The organism is Vreelandella sp. EE27 (assembly GCF_968206495.1).
In genome coordinates this window covers 446905-464588 of sequence record NZ_OZ309109.1, presented here as the reverse complement: position 1 = coordinate 464588, position 17684 = coordinate 446905, and the positions used below count along the sequence as shown (strand labels likewise).

At 64.3% G+C, this 17684-nt stretch carries 12 protein-coding genes and 1 tRNA gene; 12 read left to right on the top strand and 1 reads right to left on the bottom strand.

The window, feature by feature from the left end; translation table 11 throughout:
- Positions 1-104: 104 nt before the first annotated feature.
- The 4 genes from mobA to ACWHVV_RS02205 are packed head-to-tail and all read left to right on the top strand — an operon-like array spanning position 105 to position 4019.
- A complete protein-coding gene (mobA, locus tag ACWHVV_RS02220; RefSeq protein WP_447927881.1) occupies positions 105-710 on the top strand; it encodes a molybdenum cofactor guanylyltransferase MobA in 606 nt (201 codons plus the stop codon).
- On the top strand, positions 707-1966 hold the full coding sequence (locus tag ACWHVV_RS02215; protein WP_447927880.1) for a molybdopterin molybdotransferase MoeA: 1260 nt from the start codon (positions 707-709) through the stop codon (positions 1964-1966). The genes mobA and ACWHVV_RS02215 overlap by 4 nt, the downstream gene beginning before the upstream one ends.
- A gap of 22 nt (positions 1967-1988) precedes the next feature.
- Entirely contained in the window at positions 1989-2981 is a 993-nt protein-coding gene (gene moaA / locus ACWHVV_RS02210) for a GTP 3',8-cyclase MoaA (protein WP_447927879.1), read from the top strand.
- A 3-nt stretch (positions 2982-2984) separates the two neighbouring features.
- Positions 2985-4019, top strand: coding sequence for a CobW family GTP-binding protein (locus ACWHVV_RS02205; RefSeq protein ID WP_447927878.1), 1035 nt, complete (start codon positions 2985-2987; stop codon positions 4017-4019).
- On the opposite strand, the gene ACWHVV_RS02200 is transcribed toward ACWHVV_RS02205, so the two are convergent.
- Complete coding sequence (locus tag ACWHVV_RS02200; RefSeq protein ID WP_447927877.1) at positions 3985-7071, bottom strand: bifunctional diguanylate cyclase/phosphodiesterase; 3087 nt, start codon at positions 7069-7071, stop codon at positions 3985-3987. The two genes, ACWHVV_RS02205 and ACWHVV_RS02200, sit on opposite strands and share 35 nt — an antisense overlap.
- A gap of 182 nt (positions 7072-7253) precedes the next feature.
- Between ACWHVV_RS02200 and ACWHVV_RS02195 the strand changes: the two genes are divergently transcribed.
- The 8 genes from ACWHVV_RS02195 (at position 7254) to ACWHVV_RS02160 (ending at position 17669) form a co-directional block, all read left to right on the top strand.
- A complete protein-coding gene (locus tag ACWHVV_RS02195; RefSeq protein WP_447927876.1) occupies positions 7254-8168 on the top strand; it encodes a LysR family transcriptional regulator in 915 nt (304 codons plus the stop codon).
- 211 nt (positions 8169-8379) lie between these two features.
- Positions 8380-11466, top strand: coding sequence for a formate dehydrogenase-N subunit alpha (gene fdnG, locus ACWHVV_RS02190; RefSeq protein WP_447929111.1), 3087 nt, complete (start codon positions 8380-8382; stop codon positions 11464-11466).
- Positions 11463-12416: a formate dehydrogenase subunit beta gene (fdxH, locus tag ACWHVV_RS02185; protein WP_447527648.1), complete on the top strand. Its 954-nt coding sequence runs from the start codon at positions 11463-11465 to the stop codon at positions 12414-12416. The genes fdnG and fdxH overlap by 4 nt, the downstream gene beginning before the upstream one ends.
- Positions 12417-12418: 2 nt before the next feature.
- On the top strand, positions 12419-13138 hold the full coding sequence (locus ACWHVV_RS02180; RefSeq protein ID WP_447927875.1) for a formate dehydrogenase subunit gamma: 720 nt from the start codon (positions 12419-12421) through the stop codon (positions 13136-13138).
- Positions 13139-13177: 39 nt separating this feature from the next.
- Positions 13178-14140, top strand: coding sequence for a formate dehydrogenase accessory protein FdhE (gene fdhE, locus ACWHVV_RS02175; RefSeq protein ID WP_447927874.1), 963 nt, complete (start codon positions 13178-13180; stop codon positions 14138-14140).
- Between the two features lie 54 nt (positions 14141-14194).
- Complete coding sequence (gene selA, locus ACWHVV_RS02170) at positions 14195-15631, top strand: L-seryl-tRNA(Sec) selenium transferase (protein ID WP_447927873.1); 1437 nt, start codon at positions 14195-14197, stop codon at positions 15629-15631.
- Complete coding sequence (gene selB, locus ACWHVV_RS02165) at positions 15628-17544, top strand: selenocysteine-specific translation elongation factor (protein ID WP_447927872.1); 1917 nt, start codon at positions 15628-15630, stop codon at positions 17542-17544. The genes selA and selB overlap by 4 nt, the downstream gene beginning before the upstream one ends.
- Before the next feature lie 27 nt (positions 17545-17571).
- Positions 17572-17669, top strand: a tRNA-Sec gene (locus ACWHVV_RS02160).
- Positions 17670-17684: the final 15 nt, after the last annotated feature.

The window sequence follows — 17684 nt, the reverse complement described above, 5'->3', positions numbered from 1 at the left end:
TATGACAAACCCCGGGCACTCGCCGGCCCTGCCCGGGTCTATACTCAACGCTTGGCAGCGCCGCTTGCCGGGGCGGGCTCACTCATCACGCGCAAGGCATTTCAATGATCGCCCAAGACGAACTGACCGGAATGATTTTAGCTGGCGGCGAAGGCCGGCGAATGGGCGGGCGCGACAAGGGCCTCGAGCCCTTCGAGGGCTTGCCGCTGTTTGCCCACGCCTTGACGCCGCTTCAGGGCCGTGTGGCCGAGATCCTCGTCAGCGCCAACCGCAATCTGGATGCCTACAAGCTGTTCGGCCACCGCGTGATCGAGGACGTCGAACCGGGCTTTCATGGGCCGCTCATGGGCATCTACAGCGGGCTTTTGGCGGCGCAAACGCCGTGGCTGCTCGTCGTCCCCTGCGATACGCCGCTGCTGCCGGCGACGCTGGCCGAGCGCCTGAGCGCCGCAATCGGTGACGGCCACATCGCCGTGGCCTTCGACGGCGAGCGCCGCCACCCGACCGTGGCGCTGATCGCCACGTCGCTGGCGGCGGATCTGGGCGCGTTTTTGGCCTCGGGTGAGCGCAAGCTGGGCCTTTGGTACGAGCGCCACGGCGCCCAAAATGTTGACATGGCGGACATCAAGGACGCATTCGTCAATCTCAATAGCGAAGCGGAGAAGCAGCGCCTGGCGTTTGCCCGCGCCGAGTCGAAGGGGCGCCCATGACGTTCTCCTGCTTCGAAGACGATGCGCTCCTCGGGGTCGACCAGGCCCGCGAGGCGCTGGCTGCGTTGATCCCCCGTCAGGTGGGTGTGGAAGAAATCGCCCTCGACGAAGCCTTTGGCCGCCGCCTGGCCGCGCCGGCCATCGCCCCGCTCGACGTGCCCCGGTACACCAACGCCGCCCTCGACGGCGTAGCCCTTGCCTGGCCTGACGAGGCGCAAGGGTATTGGCCGCTGGCGGGTAGCGCCTTCGCAGGCCAAGCGCTCGAAGGCGCGGTGGCGCCCGGCACCTGCGTACGCATCACCACCGGCGCGCCGCTGCCCGCGGGCACCGACACCGTGATTGCCCAGGAGCAGCTCGATGAGCACGGCGCGGGGGTAACGCTCACCGCCCCCGAGCGCGTAACAAAAGGCCAGAACGTGCGCCTGGCCGGGGAAGAGATTGCCACGGGGGCTACCGTGCTAAGCGCGGGCACGCGTTTGGACGCCGCCGCGCTTGGCCTGATCGCCTCGCTCGGCTTTGCCAGAGTCAGCGTTTTCAAACGCCCGGTGGTCGCGCTTTTTTCGACCGGCAACGAGGTGACCGCCCCCGGCGAGGCGCTGGCCGAGGCGGGTATATATGACGCCAACCGCTTTGCGCTCATGGGCCTTGTGCGCGAACACGGCGCCACGCCGCTCGACCTGGGCATACTGCCCGACGACCCGGCGGCGCTTGGGAGCGCACTTGGCAACGCCGCCGGGCAGTGCGATTTAGTGCTGACCAGCGCCGGCGTGTCCGCCGGGGCGCGGGACTTCACCCGCACGGCGCTGGAAGAACTGGGCAAGCTGGTGTTCTGGCGCGTGGCGCTGCGCCCGGGCAAGCCGCTGGCCTGCGGCTACCTGGGCGATGATCAAACCCCTTTCGTCGGGCTACCCGGCAACCCGGTGGCGGCCATGGTGACGTTTCATCAGTTCGTCGCGCCGCTGCTGTCACGCCTGGAGGGGCAAACGCCCGGCCCGGCCCGGCGCCTGACGGCGGTGCTGGACGCGCCGGTCGAAGGACGCCTGGCGCGCACCGACCTGATTCGCGGGGTATACCGCGGCGATACCCAGGGCAGGCTTCGCGTTTACGCGCTCAAAGCCCAGGGCTCGGGTATGTTAACCTCTATGGTAGCGGCCAACTGTTTGATCGAACTCAACGAGGCGCTCGAGGCCGCCGCTGAAGGCGAAGTGGTCGTTATTCAGCCGCTTCGTTCGCCGCAATCGCCTACACTGCCCTAATTCACAGGCTAGAGAGATGGCAATGACCGAGCAACTGATTGACAGCGTTGGCCGCCGGGTCAACTACGTACGGATCTCAGTCACTGACCGCTGCGACTTTCGCTGTGTGTACTGCATGAGCGAGGAGATGACGTTTCTCCCCCGGGCCAAGGTGCTGACCCTGGAAGAACTTTCCACCATCGCCCGCGCCTTTACCGAGCTGGGGGTCGAAAAGATCCGCCTGACCGGCGGCGAGCCGCTGGTGCGTAAAAACATCGAACAACTGGTCGACGAGATCGGCGCGCTGCCGGGGCTCGACGATTTCACCATGACCACCAACGGTGCCGGGCTCAGAAAGCACGCAAAGCGCCTTTTCGATGGCGGGCTAAGAAGGCTCAACGTTAGTCTGGACTCCCTCGACCCCGAACGCTTCAAGGCGCTGACGCGTACCGGCGATCTGCACAAGGTGATCGACGGCATTCGCGCCGCCAAGGAGGCGGGGTTCGAGCGCATCAAGCTCAACGCGGTAATTTTAAAAGGGCGTAACGACGACGAAGTGCTGGATCTGGTCGAATTCGCCCGCCGTGAGGGTCTCGATATCAGCTTCATCGAGGAGATGCCGCTGGGCGACGTATCGGATCACTCCCGGGCGGAGACCTTCTACTCCAGCGACGACGTCAAGGCGCTAATCGAGGCGCGTTACCCGCTGACCCCGAGCACGGTGACGACCCCCGGGCCTTCGCGCTATTACCAAATGAGCGACAGCGACAGCCGTGTCGGGTTTATTTCGCCCCACACCCACAACTTCTGTGAAAGCTGCAATCGCGTGCGCGTCACCGTCGAGGGGCGGCTTTTACTCTGTTTGGGCAACGAGCACTCGGTGGACCTGCGCGCGGTCATGCGCCGCCACCCCGGCGACATGGACGCGCTCAAACGCGCCATCATCGACGCGCTGCCGCTAAAACCCGAGCGTCACCACTTCACCACCGACGGCGATGTTCAGGTGGTGCGCTTCATGAATATGACCGGCGGCTAGGCGGTGGCGACGGCGCGCATCCCCACCCACGTGGTGACCGGCTTTCTGGGCAGCGGCAAGACCACGCTTATCCACAGCCTGATCGAGCAAAAGCCTGTGGACGAGAAATGGGCGATTCTGGTCAACGAGTTCGGCCAGATCGGCATCGACCAGGCAATGTTCGAAGACCGCGACGATGTCGTGGTGAAGGGCCTGCCCGGCGGCTGTCTGTGCTGCCAGCTCGCGTTCGTGTTGCAGGCGGCGCTGGTGAGCTTGATCACCCGCACCCAACCCGACCGGCTGATCATCGAACCCTCGGGGCTTGGCCACCCGGCGGGGCTTTTGGACCTGCTGCGCGGCGAGGCTTTTGCCTCGACCCTCGAGGTGCGCGATATCATCGCCACCCTCGACCCGCGCCGGCTGGACGAGGCCCGCGTGCGCGAGCACGAGACCTTCAACGACCAGCTCGCCGTGGCCGATGCGCTGGCGCTGACCATGACCGAGCAGGCAAGCGCTTTACAGCTCGAACGTGGCGATGCGTTTATCGAAACGCTTTGGCCCGCCCCCAAATGGGTGCACCGGGCCGCAGGCGGCACGCTCCCACTTTCGCTTCTTCTTCAAAGCGGGCCCACCGCGGCCGAAGAGCGCGACCGGCCCGCCGCGCATCGAGCCCTCGAGCCGCCTCCTTCTGTCGAAGGCGTGTTTTTCGATGCCCCGCCCGAGCCCGGCGCCCCGCGCGTCGAAACCGCCAGCGCCCTGGGCTATAAAAGCACCGGGCTTCGCTGGCACCCAAGCGAGCGCTTCGATCTCGACCAGCTCGCCCAAGTGCTTTCGACACTCCCCAAAAAGGCGCGCGCCAAGGGCGTCTTCAACACTACCGATGGCTGGAAGCGGCTCAACCGAGGCCTGGGCACCTTGAGCATCGAGGCGAGCGCCTGGCGCCAGGACTCGCGCCTGGAGATCATCCTTCCCACGGAATGTCCGGCGCTGGACCCGCACCAGCTGCTCGAGCGCCTGCACGCCGTTACGTCCCGCTCACCCCCAGCGCTTGGCGCGTGAGCGCGGCCACCGGCATGGGCCGGCCGAAGAGAAACCCCTGATACGAGAGGCAGCCATGGGCGAGAAGCCAGGCGTACTGCTCGCGGGTTTCCACGCCTTCGGCGATCACGTCCAGGTTCAAACTTTTCGCCAGGGCGATGGTACTCTCCACGATGGCGGCGTTGGCCGTGCTGCCCGGTATCTGCTGCACGAAAGACTGGTCGATCTTGAGCTGATCCAACGGCAGCTGGGCCAGGTAGGCAAGCGACGAGTAGCCGGTGCCGAAATCGTCCAGCGAGAAACGTACGCCCCGGGCCTTCAGGCGCAGCATGGTCTCGCGCACCTCGCTCGGCGCCTCGACGAACAGCGACTCGGTCACTTCGAGCTTTAACTGCTCCAGCGGCGCGCGGGTGCGGGCAAAGACGCTTTCGATGCGCTCGGCAAAGCCTGATTCGCGAAACTGCACCGGGCTGATATTCACCGAGATGGTCAACCGACCCAACACCGGGTGCCCCGCCCACTCGTTGAGCTGCCAGCAGGCCTGCTCGAGTATCCACTCGCCGACTTCGTTGATCAGCCCCGTGCTTTCCAAAAGCGGTATGAACTCGCCCGGCGAGATGATCCCGCGCTCCGCGTGGTGCCAGCGCAGCAGCACTTCCATACCACTCATGACGCCGCGCGGGTCGACTTGGGGCTGGTAGTAAAGCTGCCACTGCTTGAAGAGTACCGCCTGGCGAAGATCGGACTCCAGCCGTACCCGGGCCAGTAGCTCGGCCTGCATACCCGGGTTGAAAAAGCGCAGCGTTTGACGCCCGCTGCTCTTGGCCTGGGAGAGCGCCATGTCCGCCTGCTGGAGATAATCGTCCATGTTGTGCTGGTCGCTGGACATCATCGTGACCCCGGCGCTGACGGTGATCGTTACCAGGCTATTATTGAGCTTGATGGGCTCGTTTAACGACTCCATCAGTTTGTAGGCGATTCCCTGGGCAAGCTGGTGTGTCTGGGCGAGGTTGCTGTTGACCCCTTCGATCAGCACGGCGAATTCGTCGCCCCCGAGCCTTGCCAGGGTGTCGGTATCGCGCAGCATCCGCGAAAGGCGCTGCGCCACGCCCTGCAAGAGCTGGTCGCCGGCGTGATACCCCTGGGTGTCGTTGACCTCCTTGAAATTATCGATATCGAAGAGCATGAGCGCACCGTAGCGCTGATGACGGTTAAGCTCTTTCAACGCCGCTTCCAAACGGTCCATGAACAGGCGCCGGTTGATCAGCCCGGTGAGCGGGTCGTAAAACGCCAGTTGATGTATCTCTTGCTCGGCCGCCTTGCGCTCGCTGATATCGCTGATGGTCGCGACGTAATGGCTGAGCGTGCCGTCATCGTCGTAAATGGCGCTGATGGTGATCCACTGCGGGAAAAACTCGCCGTTTTTACGCTTGTTCCAGATCTCGCCTTCCCAGTTGCCCACTCGATTGACGCGCTGCCAAAGCTCGCGGTAGAACGCCGCGCCGTGCTGGCCCGAGCTGAACATCCGCGGGGTCTTGCCGACCATATCGGCGTCCTGGTAGCCGGTGATGCGCTTGAACGTGTCGTTGGTCTTTAGGATGTAGCCCTTTCGGTCGGTGATCAAAATACCCAGGTGGGTTTGAAAGGCCGCGGCGGCGATCTTGAGCTCCGCCTGGAGCCTTTTGTCCTCGGTCACATCGCGCACCACGGAGAGCACGCCGCTAAAGGTTCTGCTGACATCGACCAGCGGGCTCACCGTGGCATGGAAACAGTGGTGCTGGCCGTCGATCATCAGCGCGTATTCGAAGGTTTTGACCTGATGGAAGCGCTTGACCCGATCGAAGACGTCGCTGAACGTTTCCGCGATGTCGGCGGGCAGAATGTTCGAAAAGTGCTGACCAAGCGCCGCGTCCGGGTCGATCAACAGAAGCCGCTGGTCGATGGCGTGAATATGGCGAAACCGCCCCTGCTCATCGAACACGAAAAGCAGGTCCTGCAGGGAATTGACCAACGCGTCCAGGCGGACCTCGCGCTCGAGGGCATGAGCGCGGGCCGCCTCGCGCTCCTCGATACGCCTTTGCAAAAGACGCGAAAGCGTTATCCGATTGAGGTAGTGGCGAAGCCCCCAGCCCCCCAGCAGCGCGATGACCACCATGATGACGAGCAGCAGCGCCGTGCGGTCGCGCCAATCGCTGAGCAGGCTTTGCAGGTCGACGCCGACCACGGCGTACACGGGGTAGTCGCCGATACGCTCGAGGCGAAACAGGCGCTCGCGCTGGTCGACCGGCGAGCGCATGCGAAAGGCCTGGCCCGCCTCGCCGCCGCCCACCGGGCGCCACTGAGTCGGCGGTTCCAACCTTTGCCCTACCGTGACGTCCAGGGGCGGCTGTGAATGCCGGGCTATCAACTGGAAATCGGTATCGACCAGCGTGATGCTCTCGCCTTCATTCATGCTCAGTCGTTGCAGCGCATCGGCAAAGATTTGCGGCTGGATGCGCGAAACGGCGATACCGGCAAACTCGCCCAGCGCATTCTCCAACCGCTTGGCGTTGTACAGAAACACTTCGCCGCTTTCCGGGGAGCGCTGTAGGGTCGTCACCTCACGCGTGAGCTCGCTGTCTCGAAACGCCTGAAAGAATTCGGTGTTGCGGTAGGAGAACCCCTCGTAGCGCTCGTCGCTACTCAGCACGACGCGCCCCGAGGTATCGAGCACGCCCATGGCATCCACCGACGACACATATTGGGTGAGCTCGTCGATGGCCTCCTCGAGCACCTGGCGGCTCTGCTCATCGGGATCTTCGAACAACGTGACCAGCTCGTTGAGGCTAAAAAGCGCTTGCTCGCTCTGGCCCAAAACGCCCTGGGTCCACTGGGCCACGACGCCGACGCGGGCCTCCATGCGTACCGTGGCCGCTTCTATCTCGCGCTGGTACTGCTCATAGGCCAGCCAGCCGAACATGCTTGCCATGAAGAGCAGCGCCAGCACGTAGAGCAGTACGGCGCGCCGGCTGGCGCTGGCGGTTTCATCGGGCCCAATAGCGGCCGGGGGGGAAGTATCCGGTACAACGGACATTGCGCGTATGCCTTTTCTTAATAAACCCTGCAAACCGCTGTAAAAACAGCCACCCGAGGCGCCATTTTCCTTTAAAAAACGTGGTCCTGTCTAATCGCAGCGTGCTATTTTCGATACAAACCGTTTTTATTGTAAATGATTTGTTAAGCAAGGCCGTTTCGTACAGCGCGAAGGAGGCGCCCATGGTATCGCTTGGGCAAATGAGTGATTACGAGATCCGCTTGGTCCGCGTGTTCAATACGGTGGTCGAGTGCGGCGGCTTTACCGCGGCGGAAACGACCCTGGGGATCAGCCGCTCGGCGATCAGCCAGCACATGAGCGACCTGGAAAAACGCGTGGGTTTGTCGCTTTGTCAGCGCGGGCGCGGTGGCTTTAGCCTCACCGAAGAGGGCAAGGAGCTCTACCAGGCCGGGCTCACGCTGCTCGCCGCACTGGAAGCTTTTCGCAGCGACGTCAACGCCCTACATCATACCATCAAGGGTGAGCTCAATATCGGCATTACCGATAACCTGGTCACGCTGCCCGCCATGAACGTCACCAACGCCCTGGCCGAGCTTACCGGGCAAAGCAGTGAGGTGAGCGTCAATATCCATATGGAGCCCTCCGACGCGGTGATTCGCCAGGTGATGGACGGCCACTTGCACGTGGGCGTCGTCCCCAGCGTCAACCTGCCGGCAAGCCTCGAGACACGCTGGCTCTACGACGAGCCTTCCTACCTTTACTGTGGCGCCGGCCACCCGCTTTTCGAAACCACAAGCCCGCCCCCGGATGCGGCCGAAATTACCCGGGCGCCGGGGGTGGCGCCGCGCTATCCGCTGCCCCCCAAAGCGCGCCAGGCCCACGACGCCTTGACGCTACGCGCCTCGGCTTCGGACCGCGAGGGCGCGGCCTTTCTCATTCTCACCGGGCACTACATCGGCTTTTTACCCGAACACGTGGCCGCGCAGTGGGTCGCCGCCGGCAAAATGCGCCCGCTATGCACCGACCAGTACGGCTATCGCGTTCCGTTCGTGCTGATTACCCGCCGCGACCGGCGCCCCAACCGGGTGGTGGATGCCTTCTTGAGCCTGGTGAGCACCGCGGCGGCCGATACCTAGCCGCGGCTGGCAAGGTCGGGCGCACACATTTTACTACAATCGTTGAATATAAATTGACGCAAACGGCCTCGATTAGCTGCTAAAGTGTGTTTAAAACTTGCATAAAAAAATCAGCATCACGACCGGATCGCCCCGGGTGTGAGGGGAGCGCTTTTCATGAAGCGCTACTCGTCTGCCCGTGTCGATCGATGCACGAGGTGAGACCATGACGATTCAAGTAACCCGACGCGGGTTTTTCAAGCTGGGGGCGGCAGGGCTTGCCACCTCCAGTATGGCGATGATGGGGTTCTCCCCGGAAGCCGCCGCCTCTTCTATTCGCCCTTTCAAGCTGACGCACACGAAAGAGACGCGCAATATCTGCACCTACTGTTCCGTGGGGTGCGGGGTGCTGATCTATAGCCGCGGCGACGAGGCGAAAAATGCCCACCAGCAGATCATCCACATCGAGGGCGACCCGGACCATCCGGTGAGCCGCGGCGCGCTTTGCCCCAAGGGCGCGGGCCTACTCGACTACGTGAAAAGCCCCTCGCGCCTAAAATACCCCGAGGTGCGCGAGCCCGGCACCAACGAGTGGAAGCGCATCTCCTGGGAGGAAGCTAACGACCGTATCGCCCGCCACATAAAAGCCGATCGCGACGAGAACTTCGTTGCCACCGACGACGAGGGCCGTACGGTCAACCGTTGGACGACCACCGGCTTTCTGGCGGCCTCGGCCTCTTCCAATGAATCGGGCTATCTCACCCACAAGTTTGTAACCAGCCTTGGCATGCTGGCCTTCGACAACCAGGCGCGCGTTTGACACGGACCAACGGTGGCAGGTCTTGCCCCAACATTTGGTCGCGGTGCGATGACGAACCACTGGGTCGATATTCGCAATGCTGACGTCATTCTGGTCATGGGTGGCAACGCCGCTGAGGCGCATCCGGTCGGTTTTCGCTGGGTCACCGAAGCAAAAGAGCACAATAACGCCCAACTGATGGTGGTGGACCCGCGCTTTACGCGTACGGCTTCAGTGGCGGATTTCTACGCGCCGATTCGTACCGGCACGGATATCTCCTTTCTCGGGGGCTTGATTCGCTATCTGATCGACAACGACCAGATTCAGCACGACTACGTGCTCAACTACACCGACGCCGCCCTGCTGGTGGACGAAGGTTTTGGCTTCGAAGAAGGCCTGTTCGACAGCTACGACGAAGCGACCCGCTCCTACGATAAGGAGAACTGGGTCTATCAAACCGATGAAGACGGTTTCGCGCTTAGAGACGATACGCTGACGCACCCGCGCTGCGTCTACCGGCTGCTGCGCGAGCACTTCGACGCCTACACGCCGGAAATGGTCTCCTCGATCTGCGGCACGCCCGTGGACAAGATCATGCGCGTGTGGGAGACATTGGCGAGCACCGCCACGCCAGATCGCACCACCACGCTTTTGTACGCGCTTGGCTGGACTCAGCACTCGCTGGGTTCGCAGATCATTCGTACCGCGGGCATGGTGCAACTGCTGCTGGGCAACATAGGCCAGCTCGGCGGTGGCGTGAACGCGCTGCGCGGTCACTCCAACATTCAGGGGCTGACCGACCTTGGCCTGCTCTCGAACCAGCTGACCGGCTACATCGCCGCACCAACGGACGACGAGGAAGACCTGGACACCTTCCTGGAGGCCCGGCGGCGGGCGCCGCTGCAACCCAATCAGGTCTCTTACTGGCAAAACGCCGACGCGTTTTTCGTAAGCCTGATGAAGGCCTGGTACGGCGACAACGCCCGCGCGGACACCCAGTGGTGCTTCGACTGGCTGCCCAAGCTCGACAAGCCGCTCTACGATATCCTCGACACCTTCAACCGGATGTCGAAAGGCGAGATCTACGGCTACTTCTGTCAGGGCTTCAACCCGCTGGCGGCGATTCCCAACAAGGCGAAGGTGTCACGCTCGCTTTCGAAACTGCGCTATCTGGTCTCGATCGACCCGCTCAACACGGAAACCGCCGAATTCTGGCGCAACGCCGGCGAGTACAACGACGTCGACCCGAGCGAGATCCAGACCGAGGTGTTCCGCCTGCCGGCGCTGTCGTTCGCCGAGGACGCGGGTTCCACGGTCAACAGCGCCCGCTGGCTGCAGTGGCACTACCCCGCCGCGGACGGCCCCGGTGAGGCGCGCGCCGACACCCATATTCTGGGGGCCCTGTTCACCCGAGTGCGCGAGCTCTACGAGCGCGACGGCGGCGCCTTCCCGGACCCGATCCTGGGCCTTGCCTGGAACTACAAAAAGCCCGAGGAGCCCGCACCGGAAGAGCTTGCCCGGGAATACAACGGCCGCGCGCTGAGCGATGTGTACGTCGACGGGCGGCTGGTGCGTCCCATGGGTGAGCAGCTCGCGGGCTTTGGCGAGCTGCGCGACGACGGCTCGACGGCCTGCGGCTGCTGGATTTTCGCGGGCTCCTGGACCGAGGCCGGTAACCAGATGGCCAACCGCGATAACGCCGACCCCTACGGCATCGGCCAAACCCTGGGCTGGGCCTGGTCCTGGCCTGCCAACCGGCGCATTCTCTACAACCGCGCCTCGGCCAAGCTCGACGGCAGCCCCTGGTCCGAGCGCAAGTCGCTGGTGTGGTGGGATAACGTGACGCGGCGCTGGACCGGTGCGGACGTGCCGGACTTCCCGGTCGACTCCGCCCCCACCCGCGGGCAGATGCCTTTCATCATGAACCCGGAGGGCGTGGGCAAGCTGTTCGCAAGCCAGGGCATGGCGGAAGGCCCCTTCCCCACCCACTACGAGCCACTGGAGAGCCCGGTGCCGGAGGGCAACCTGCTCTTCCCGCGCAACAACCGGGTGCGCTACAACCCGGCGGCCCGGGTCTTCGACGAGGACCTGGCGATGATGGGCACCTGGGAGGATTACCCTTACGCGGCGACCACGTACCGCCTGACCGAGCACTTCCACTACTGGACCAAGCACGTTCACTTGAACGCGATCGTGCAGCCGGAGCAGTTCGTGGAGATCGGCGAGGCGCTGGGGAACGAACTCGGCATCGTGGAAGGCGATTGGGTACGGGTTTCATCGAAACGCGGCTACATTCGCGCCGTGGCGGTGGTCACCAAGCGGATCAAGGCGATTACCGTGGGGGACCGCATCGTGCACCAAGTCGGTATTCCGATCCACTGGGGCTTTTTGGGGCTCGCCAAGAAGGGCTTTTTGGCGAATACGCTGACGCCCTTCGTAGGCGATGCCAATACCCAGACCCCGGAGTTCAAATCCTTTCTGGTCAACGTTGAAAAAGACACCACAGGAGGCAGGGCATGAGCAATCCGCAAAATATCCTGCGCCGCTCGGCCACGACCACGACGCCCCCCCAGGGGCGTCACGAGGTCGAGCCCGTGGCCAAGCTGATCGATGTCAGCCGCTGTATCGGTTGCAAGGCGTGCCAGGTCGCCTGCATGGAGTGGAACGACGTGCGCGACGAGGTCGGTATCAACACCGGCACCTACAACAATCCCAATGATCTGACCGAGGATTCCTGGACGGTGATGCGCTTCACCGAGTTCGAGAACGCCCAGGGCGATCTCGAGTGGCTGATCCGCAAGGACGGCTGCATGCACTGCGCCGACCCGGGCTGTTTGACCGCTTGCCCGGCGCCGGGGGCCATCGTTCAGTACGCCAACGGTATCGTCGATTTCGACTCGGACAAGTGTATCGGCTGCGGCTACTGCGTGACCGGCTGCCCCTTCGACATTCCGCGGATCTCCGAGCGTGACAGCAAATCCTACAAGTGCACGCTCTGCTCGGATCGGGTCTCGGTGGGCCTGGAGCCCGCCTGCGTAAAAACCTGCCCGACCGGCTGTATCGAGTTCGGCTCCAAGGCGGACATGCTGACCCGCGCCGCCCAGCGCGTGGACGATCTGAAAGGCCGCGGCTTCAGTGAGGCAGGCATTTACGACCCGGCCGGCGTCGGCGGCACCCACGTCATGTACGTGCTGCACCACGCGGACACCCCGGACATCTACGCGGGCTTGCCTAATGACCCGAGCATTTCGCCCTTCGTCAGCGCCTGGAAAGGCCCGACCAAGCCGATCATGAGCGCGATCATCGGCATCACGGCGTTTGCCGGCTTCATGCACTACCTCACCAAGGGGCCGAAGGACGAGCCGCTGGATGAAGAGGTGTTCGGCCCGGAAGGCGAAGACGCCTACCTGCGCGATCATCCCTCTGATGCGCCGGACGCCGAGCAGGCCGATGCTCGGCAGGAGAAGTGACGATGAAACGCGATTCTTACAAGCGTAACCAGCTGGGTCAGCGCATGATGCTGCGCTACCCGCCCTCTACCCGGGTCAACCACTGGACGATGGCGCTGAGCTTCATTTTGCTGGCGCTGTCGGGGCTGGCGTTCTTTCATCCGGCGTTTTTCTTTCTCTCCCACACCCTGGGCGGGCCGGTGTGGGCGCGCATTCTGCACCCGTTCATCGGCGTGGTGTTCTTTCTGCTCTTTGCCCTCATGGCCGTGGGCCACGTTCGCTCCAACCTGCCGATCAAAAACGATGTGCGCTGGATGAAGCAGCTCGATGATGTGCTGAGCAACCGCGATGAGAAAGTCCCGCCGATCGGCAAGTACAACCCGGGCCAAAAACTGGTGTTCTGGCTGTTGGTGCTCTGCGTGCCGACGCTTCTGATCACCGGTGTGCTGATGTGGCGCCCCTGGTTTGCCGGTTACTTCCCAGTCACGGTGGTGCGTATCGCAAGCCTTTTGCACGCGGTGGCCGCCTTCGGGGCGATCGTGACGATCGTGGTGCACATCTACGCGGCGATTTGGATCAAGGGCTCGTTCGGCGCCATGATTCGCGGCTGGGTGACCCACGCCTGGGCCAAACACCACCATCCGCTCTGGTACGATGAGCACGTTAAAGGCGAGCGCGAACGCCAATCCCGGGAGCCCACTCCGGCGCCCGACGACCCGCACCAACTCAACACTCAGGACTAACACGGGGCGCCAACGGCGCCCCGTGTGACAGGAGCAGGCATGAGCGAATGGATTTCCGATACGCTGCACGACCCCAAGCCGCCGCGCCACGGCGAGCCGCCATTGGTGGTGCTGCCGGAATCGCGCCTTTTCGCTACGCGGGCCACTCGCTTTAGCGAACTCGAAACGCGCTTCGATGAGATGGCGCCGTTTCTCGCCTTCAACGCCCACCTGGCCCGCGCTCAGCACCGTGTATTGAAGGATCGCAAGGCCGAGTCCTTTGATTCACAAAGCTGGGATGTCGCGCTTGACCACGAGTTTCCGCCGCTCGCGCCCTCGGCACTGATTACTACCCTGGATTGGCAGGCGGACCTAAACGCTCTGATCGCAGAGCTCGACCGGGCGCTCGAGGCCGAAAACGCCACGTTCGCCGCCCAGCGTGAGCTACTCGCCAGGCTGGGTGGCCTCAGTGAGCGCAAGGTGTCCGAGCTTGCCCGGGCGATTGTCGAGCAGCAAGGCGTCGACGCCGAGCTTCGCGGCCTGGCGCCGCTGGTTGGCGCGGCGCTTCAGGTGGCCTGGACGCGGCTGGCGCAGTCGCTTGCCCGGCTTCCCCACCGCCCCAAGGACGCAGCCCAGGGACTTTGCCCCTGCTGCGGTACGCCGCCGGTGGCCTCTACCGTACAGCTAGGGCGTCACCGCTCGCGGGTACGCTATCTGGTGTGCGGGCTTTGCGCCACCCAGTGGTACCTGGAGCGGACGCGCTGCAGCCACTGTTTCGACACCGAAAAGCTCGACTATATTGGTGTTGAAGGGCCGGACGGCAAGCGTGCCCTGCCCATTCGCGCCGAGAGTTGCGGGGCCTGCCGGGCAAGCGTTAAGTTAATGGACCGCGAATGGGAAGCCGACACCGACCCCTTTGCCGACGATATCGCAACGCTTGGCCTGGACGTACTACTGGAAGAGCAGGGCTACGCCCGCGCCGGTTTCAACCCGCTGCTCGCCTTTGGCGGCGAGGACGGCTAGCCCCCGCGCCTGCGATATCACTCCCGGACACCGCTCGACACGGATGCAAGCCTGATGACGGATATCGCCCCCTCTCAACCAACCGAAGACTGGCGCCGCACGCTGCCCTCGGTCGACCGGCTGCTCAACCACCCGCACCTTTTGGCGCTTGCCGCCCAGTACGGCAAGCCGCTTTGCAAGCGCATGACCCGCGACACGTTAAGCGCGCTGCGCCAGGCCCCGCTTCACGCGCCGCTGGATGACGAGGCGATTACCCGCCAGGTGCAGGCAAGGCTTCTGGAGGCTATCCGCCCCAACGCCCGCGCCGTGTTCAACCTGACCGGCACCGTGATCCACACCAACCTGGGCCGTGCGCTGCTCTCGGAGCCTGCCATCGACGCCATGGCAAGCGTTGCCCGCTCGCCGGTGGCGCTGGAGTACGACCTGGCCACCGGCGGGCGCGGCGACCGGGATGATCTCATCGAGGCGCTGATTTGCGAGCTGACCGGCGCCGAGGCCGCCACGGTGGTCAACAACAACGCCGCCGCGGTGGTGCTCACCCTGGGCGCTTTGGGCGCCGGGCGAGAAGGAATCGTCTCCCGCGGCGAGCTGATCGAGATCGGCGGCTCCTTTCGCATGCCGGACATCATGGCCGCCGCCGGTTGCCAGCTTCGCGAAGTCGGCACCACCAACCGCACGCATCCGCGCGATTACCGCGAGGCCATCAACGAAAACACCGGGCTTCTGGTCAAGGTGCACGCCTCCAACTACGCCATCGAGGGCTTTACCCAGTCAGTCGACGAAGCCGGCATGGCCGAGATCGCCCACGCAGCCGGGCTACCGCTGGTGGTGGACCTGGGCAGCGGCGCGTTGACCGACCTTTCTCGGTATGGCTTGCCCTATGAGACCCAGCCCCTGGATGCCATCACCGCCGGCGCCGATGTCGTCACCTTCAGCGGCGACAAGCTTTTGGGCGGCCCCCAGGCGGGTATCATCGCGGGCAGCCGCGCCTGTATCGAGCGCATCAAGCGCCATCCCCTCAAGCGCGCGCTGCGCCTGGACAAACTCGTGCTGGCCGCTTTAGAGGCCACGCTCAGACACTACCGCGACGACGAACACCCGAATCAAACGCTGCCCACGCTCAGAATGCTCACCCGCCCCGAATCGGATATTCGCGCGGCGGGCGAGCGCTTGATGGCGACGCTCGCAACGCCGCCGGGGGGATACGAACTCGCCCTGGTGTCCTGCATGAGCCAGCTGGGCAGCGGCTCGCTCCCGGTGGATCGGCTACCCAGCAAAGCGCTGGTCATCGCCTCGACCGCAAAGCGGCGCGAGACCCGCGAGCGCGATCTGCGCCGGCTGGAAAGCGCGCTTCGCGGCCTGCCCCGGCCGATCATCGGGCGCATCAAGGAAGGCGCGCTATGGCTCGATTTACGCTGCCTTTTCCCTGACGACGAAGCGCTGCTCGCCGAGCAGCTACACACCGCGCTGACCCAAGAGACGGCTTCATGATTCTGGCAACCGCCGGCCACGTCGACCACGGCAAGACCACGCTGATCCAGCAGTTGACCGGCGTCGACACCGACACGCTCAAGGAAGAGAAAAGCCGCGGGCTGACCATCGAGCCCGGCTTCGTCTACCCGGAGACCGACGGCAAGGCGGAGCTTGGCTTCATCGATGTGCCCGGCCACGAGCGCTTTATACACAACATGCTTTCCGGCGTGGCCGGTGTGGACGGCGCGCTGTTGATCATCGCCTGCGATGATGGCGTCATGCCGCAAACCCGCGAGCATTTGGCCATTCTTCAACTGCTCTCGATTTCGATTACCGCCGTGGTACTGACCAAAAGCGACCTGACAAGCGCCGAGACCCACACGCTTCGCCGCCAGCAAGCCCAGGCCCTCGTCGGCGACGTACCGGTCTTTTGTGTCTCCGGACGCACCGGCGAAGGCGTGGCGGCGCTATCCCAGTGGCTAAGCGAACGGGCCGAACGCTGGCAAGCGCGCCCGGCACCGGGGCGCTTTCGCCACGCCATCGACCGCGTGTTCAGTAAAAAAGGCGCGGGCCTCGTAGTGACCGGCACGGTGGTGGACGGCACCATCGAAGAAGGCCGCCACCTCTGGCTGCTGCCCCAGGGCAAGCGTGTGCGGGTGCGCGGACTGCGCCGCCAGAACCAGCCCTCTAAAAGCGCCCAGCGCGGCGACCGCTGCGCCCTCAACCTGGCCGGCATCGAGCGCGAAGACGTCGCCCGGGGTGATTGGCTGCTGGACGCACCGGCGCCGCTTCCCGGCAGCCAGCGCCTCGATGTCACGGTCAACCTGCTCGACTCGCTGGAGCGCGACACGCCTCACTGGACGCCGGTTCACGTGCATATTGGAGCGGCCCACCTGACCGGGCGCTTGGGGTTGCTGGAGGGCCAAAGCCTTGCCCCCGGCGGCCGGGCGCTGGGCCAGCTGACCCTCGACACCCCGCAACACGCCTGCTGCGGCGACCGCTTCGTTATCCGCACCCAAAGCGCCGACCACACCCTGGGTGGCGGGCGCGTGCTCGACCCGCAGCCACCCCGGCGCGGCGCGCGGCGCCCCGAACGGCTGCGCACACTCAAAACCCTGGAGCAGGCGATTGAAAGCGGCGCGCCGGAGCGCCTCGAAGGCTACGCCGACACGCTGAAAACCCTAGCGCAGCAGCAAGCCAACGGCGTATCGCTTGTCGCGCTGGCCGCCACCTTCAACCGCCCACTCGAGGCGCTGGAAAGCCAAGCGAGCGAGCAGGGTTTGACGCTGCTCAGCGCCGGCGAAGAGCACCGCGCGTTCGACCCGGCGAACCTCGCAGCACTCGGTCAGACGCTTTGCCAGGCGCTGGCCGCGTACCACGAGAATGCCCCCTCCGAAGTCGGCGTGGAGCGCGACCGCCTGCGCCGTTGGGTCGCCTCCAAATGGCCGGACGGCATCTTTCGCCGCTGGCTGGACACGCTGATTCAGGCAAACCAGGTTCGCGCCCAGGGCCCCTTCATCGCACTGCCCGAACACCGCGCCCGCCTCGATGAGGCCGACGAAGCACAGTCCCAGACATTATTGCCCCTGTTGGAAGCGACCTTAGATCCCCCTCGCGTGCGCGATATCGCCCATGCCCAACAGCTCGATGAGCCCCGCGTACGCGAGGTGCTGCGCGCCAATGCGCGTTTAGGGCGGTTATTCGAGGTCCGCAAGGATCACTTCTACCCGCTGGCCACTTTGCAACGTCTGGCCGAACAGGTGGAGACCCTCGAGGCCGACCATGGCGCCATCACCGCCGCCGGCTACCGCGACCGTACCGGCCTCGGGCGCAAGCTCGCCATCGCCCAGCTCGAATTCTTCGACCGCGTCGGTTATACCCGGCGCGTGCGCGACGAGCGTAAGCTGCGCCAGCCTGGCATGTGGCGTTAAAAACCGTTAGGCTTTCCTGGTGTGTGAGGAGGAGGATCGTTCCCCGGTGGGGCGACCGGACTTCAACTCCGTGTAGGGGCTGCCATGCAGCCCCTGGTGAGTTCGACTCTCACCCTCCTCCGCCATTTTTTGGCCGTGCC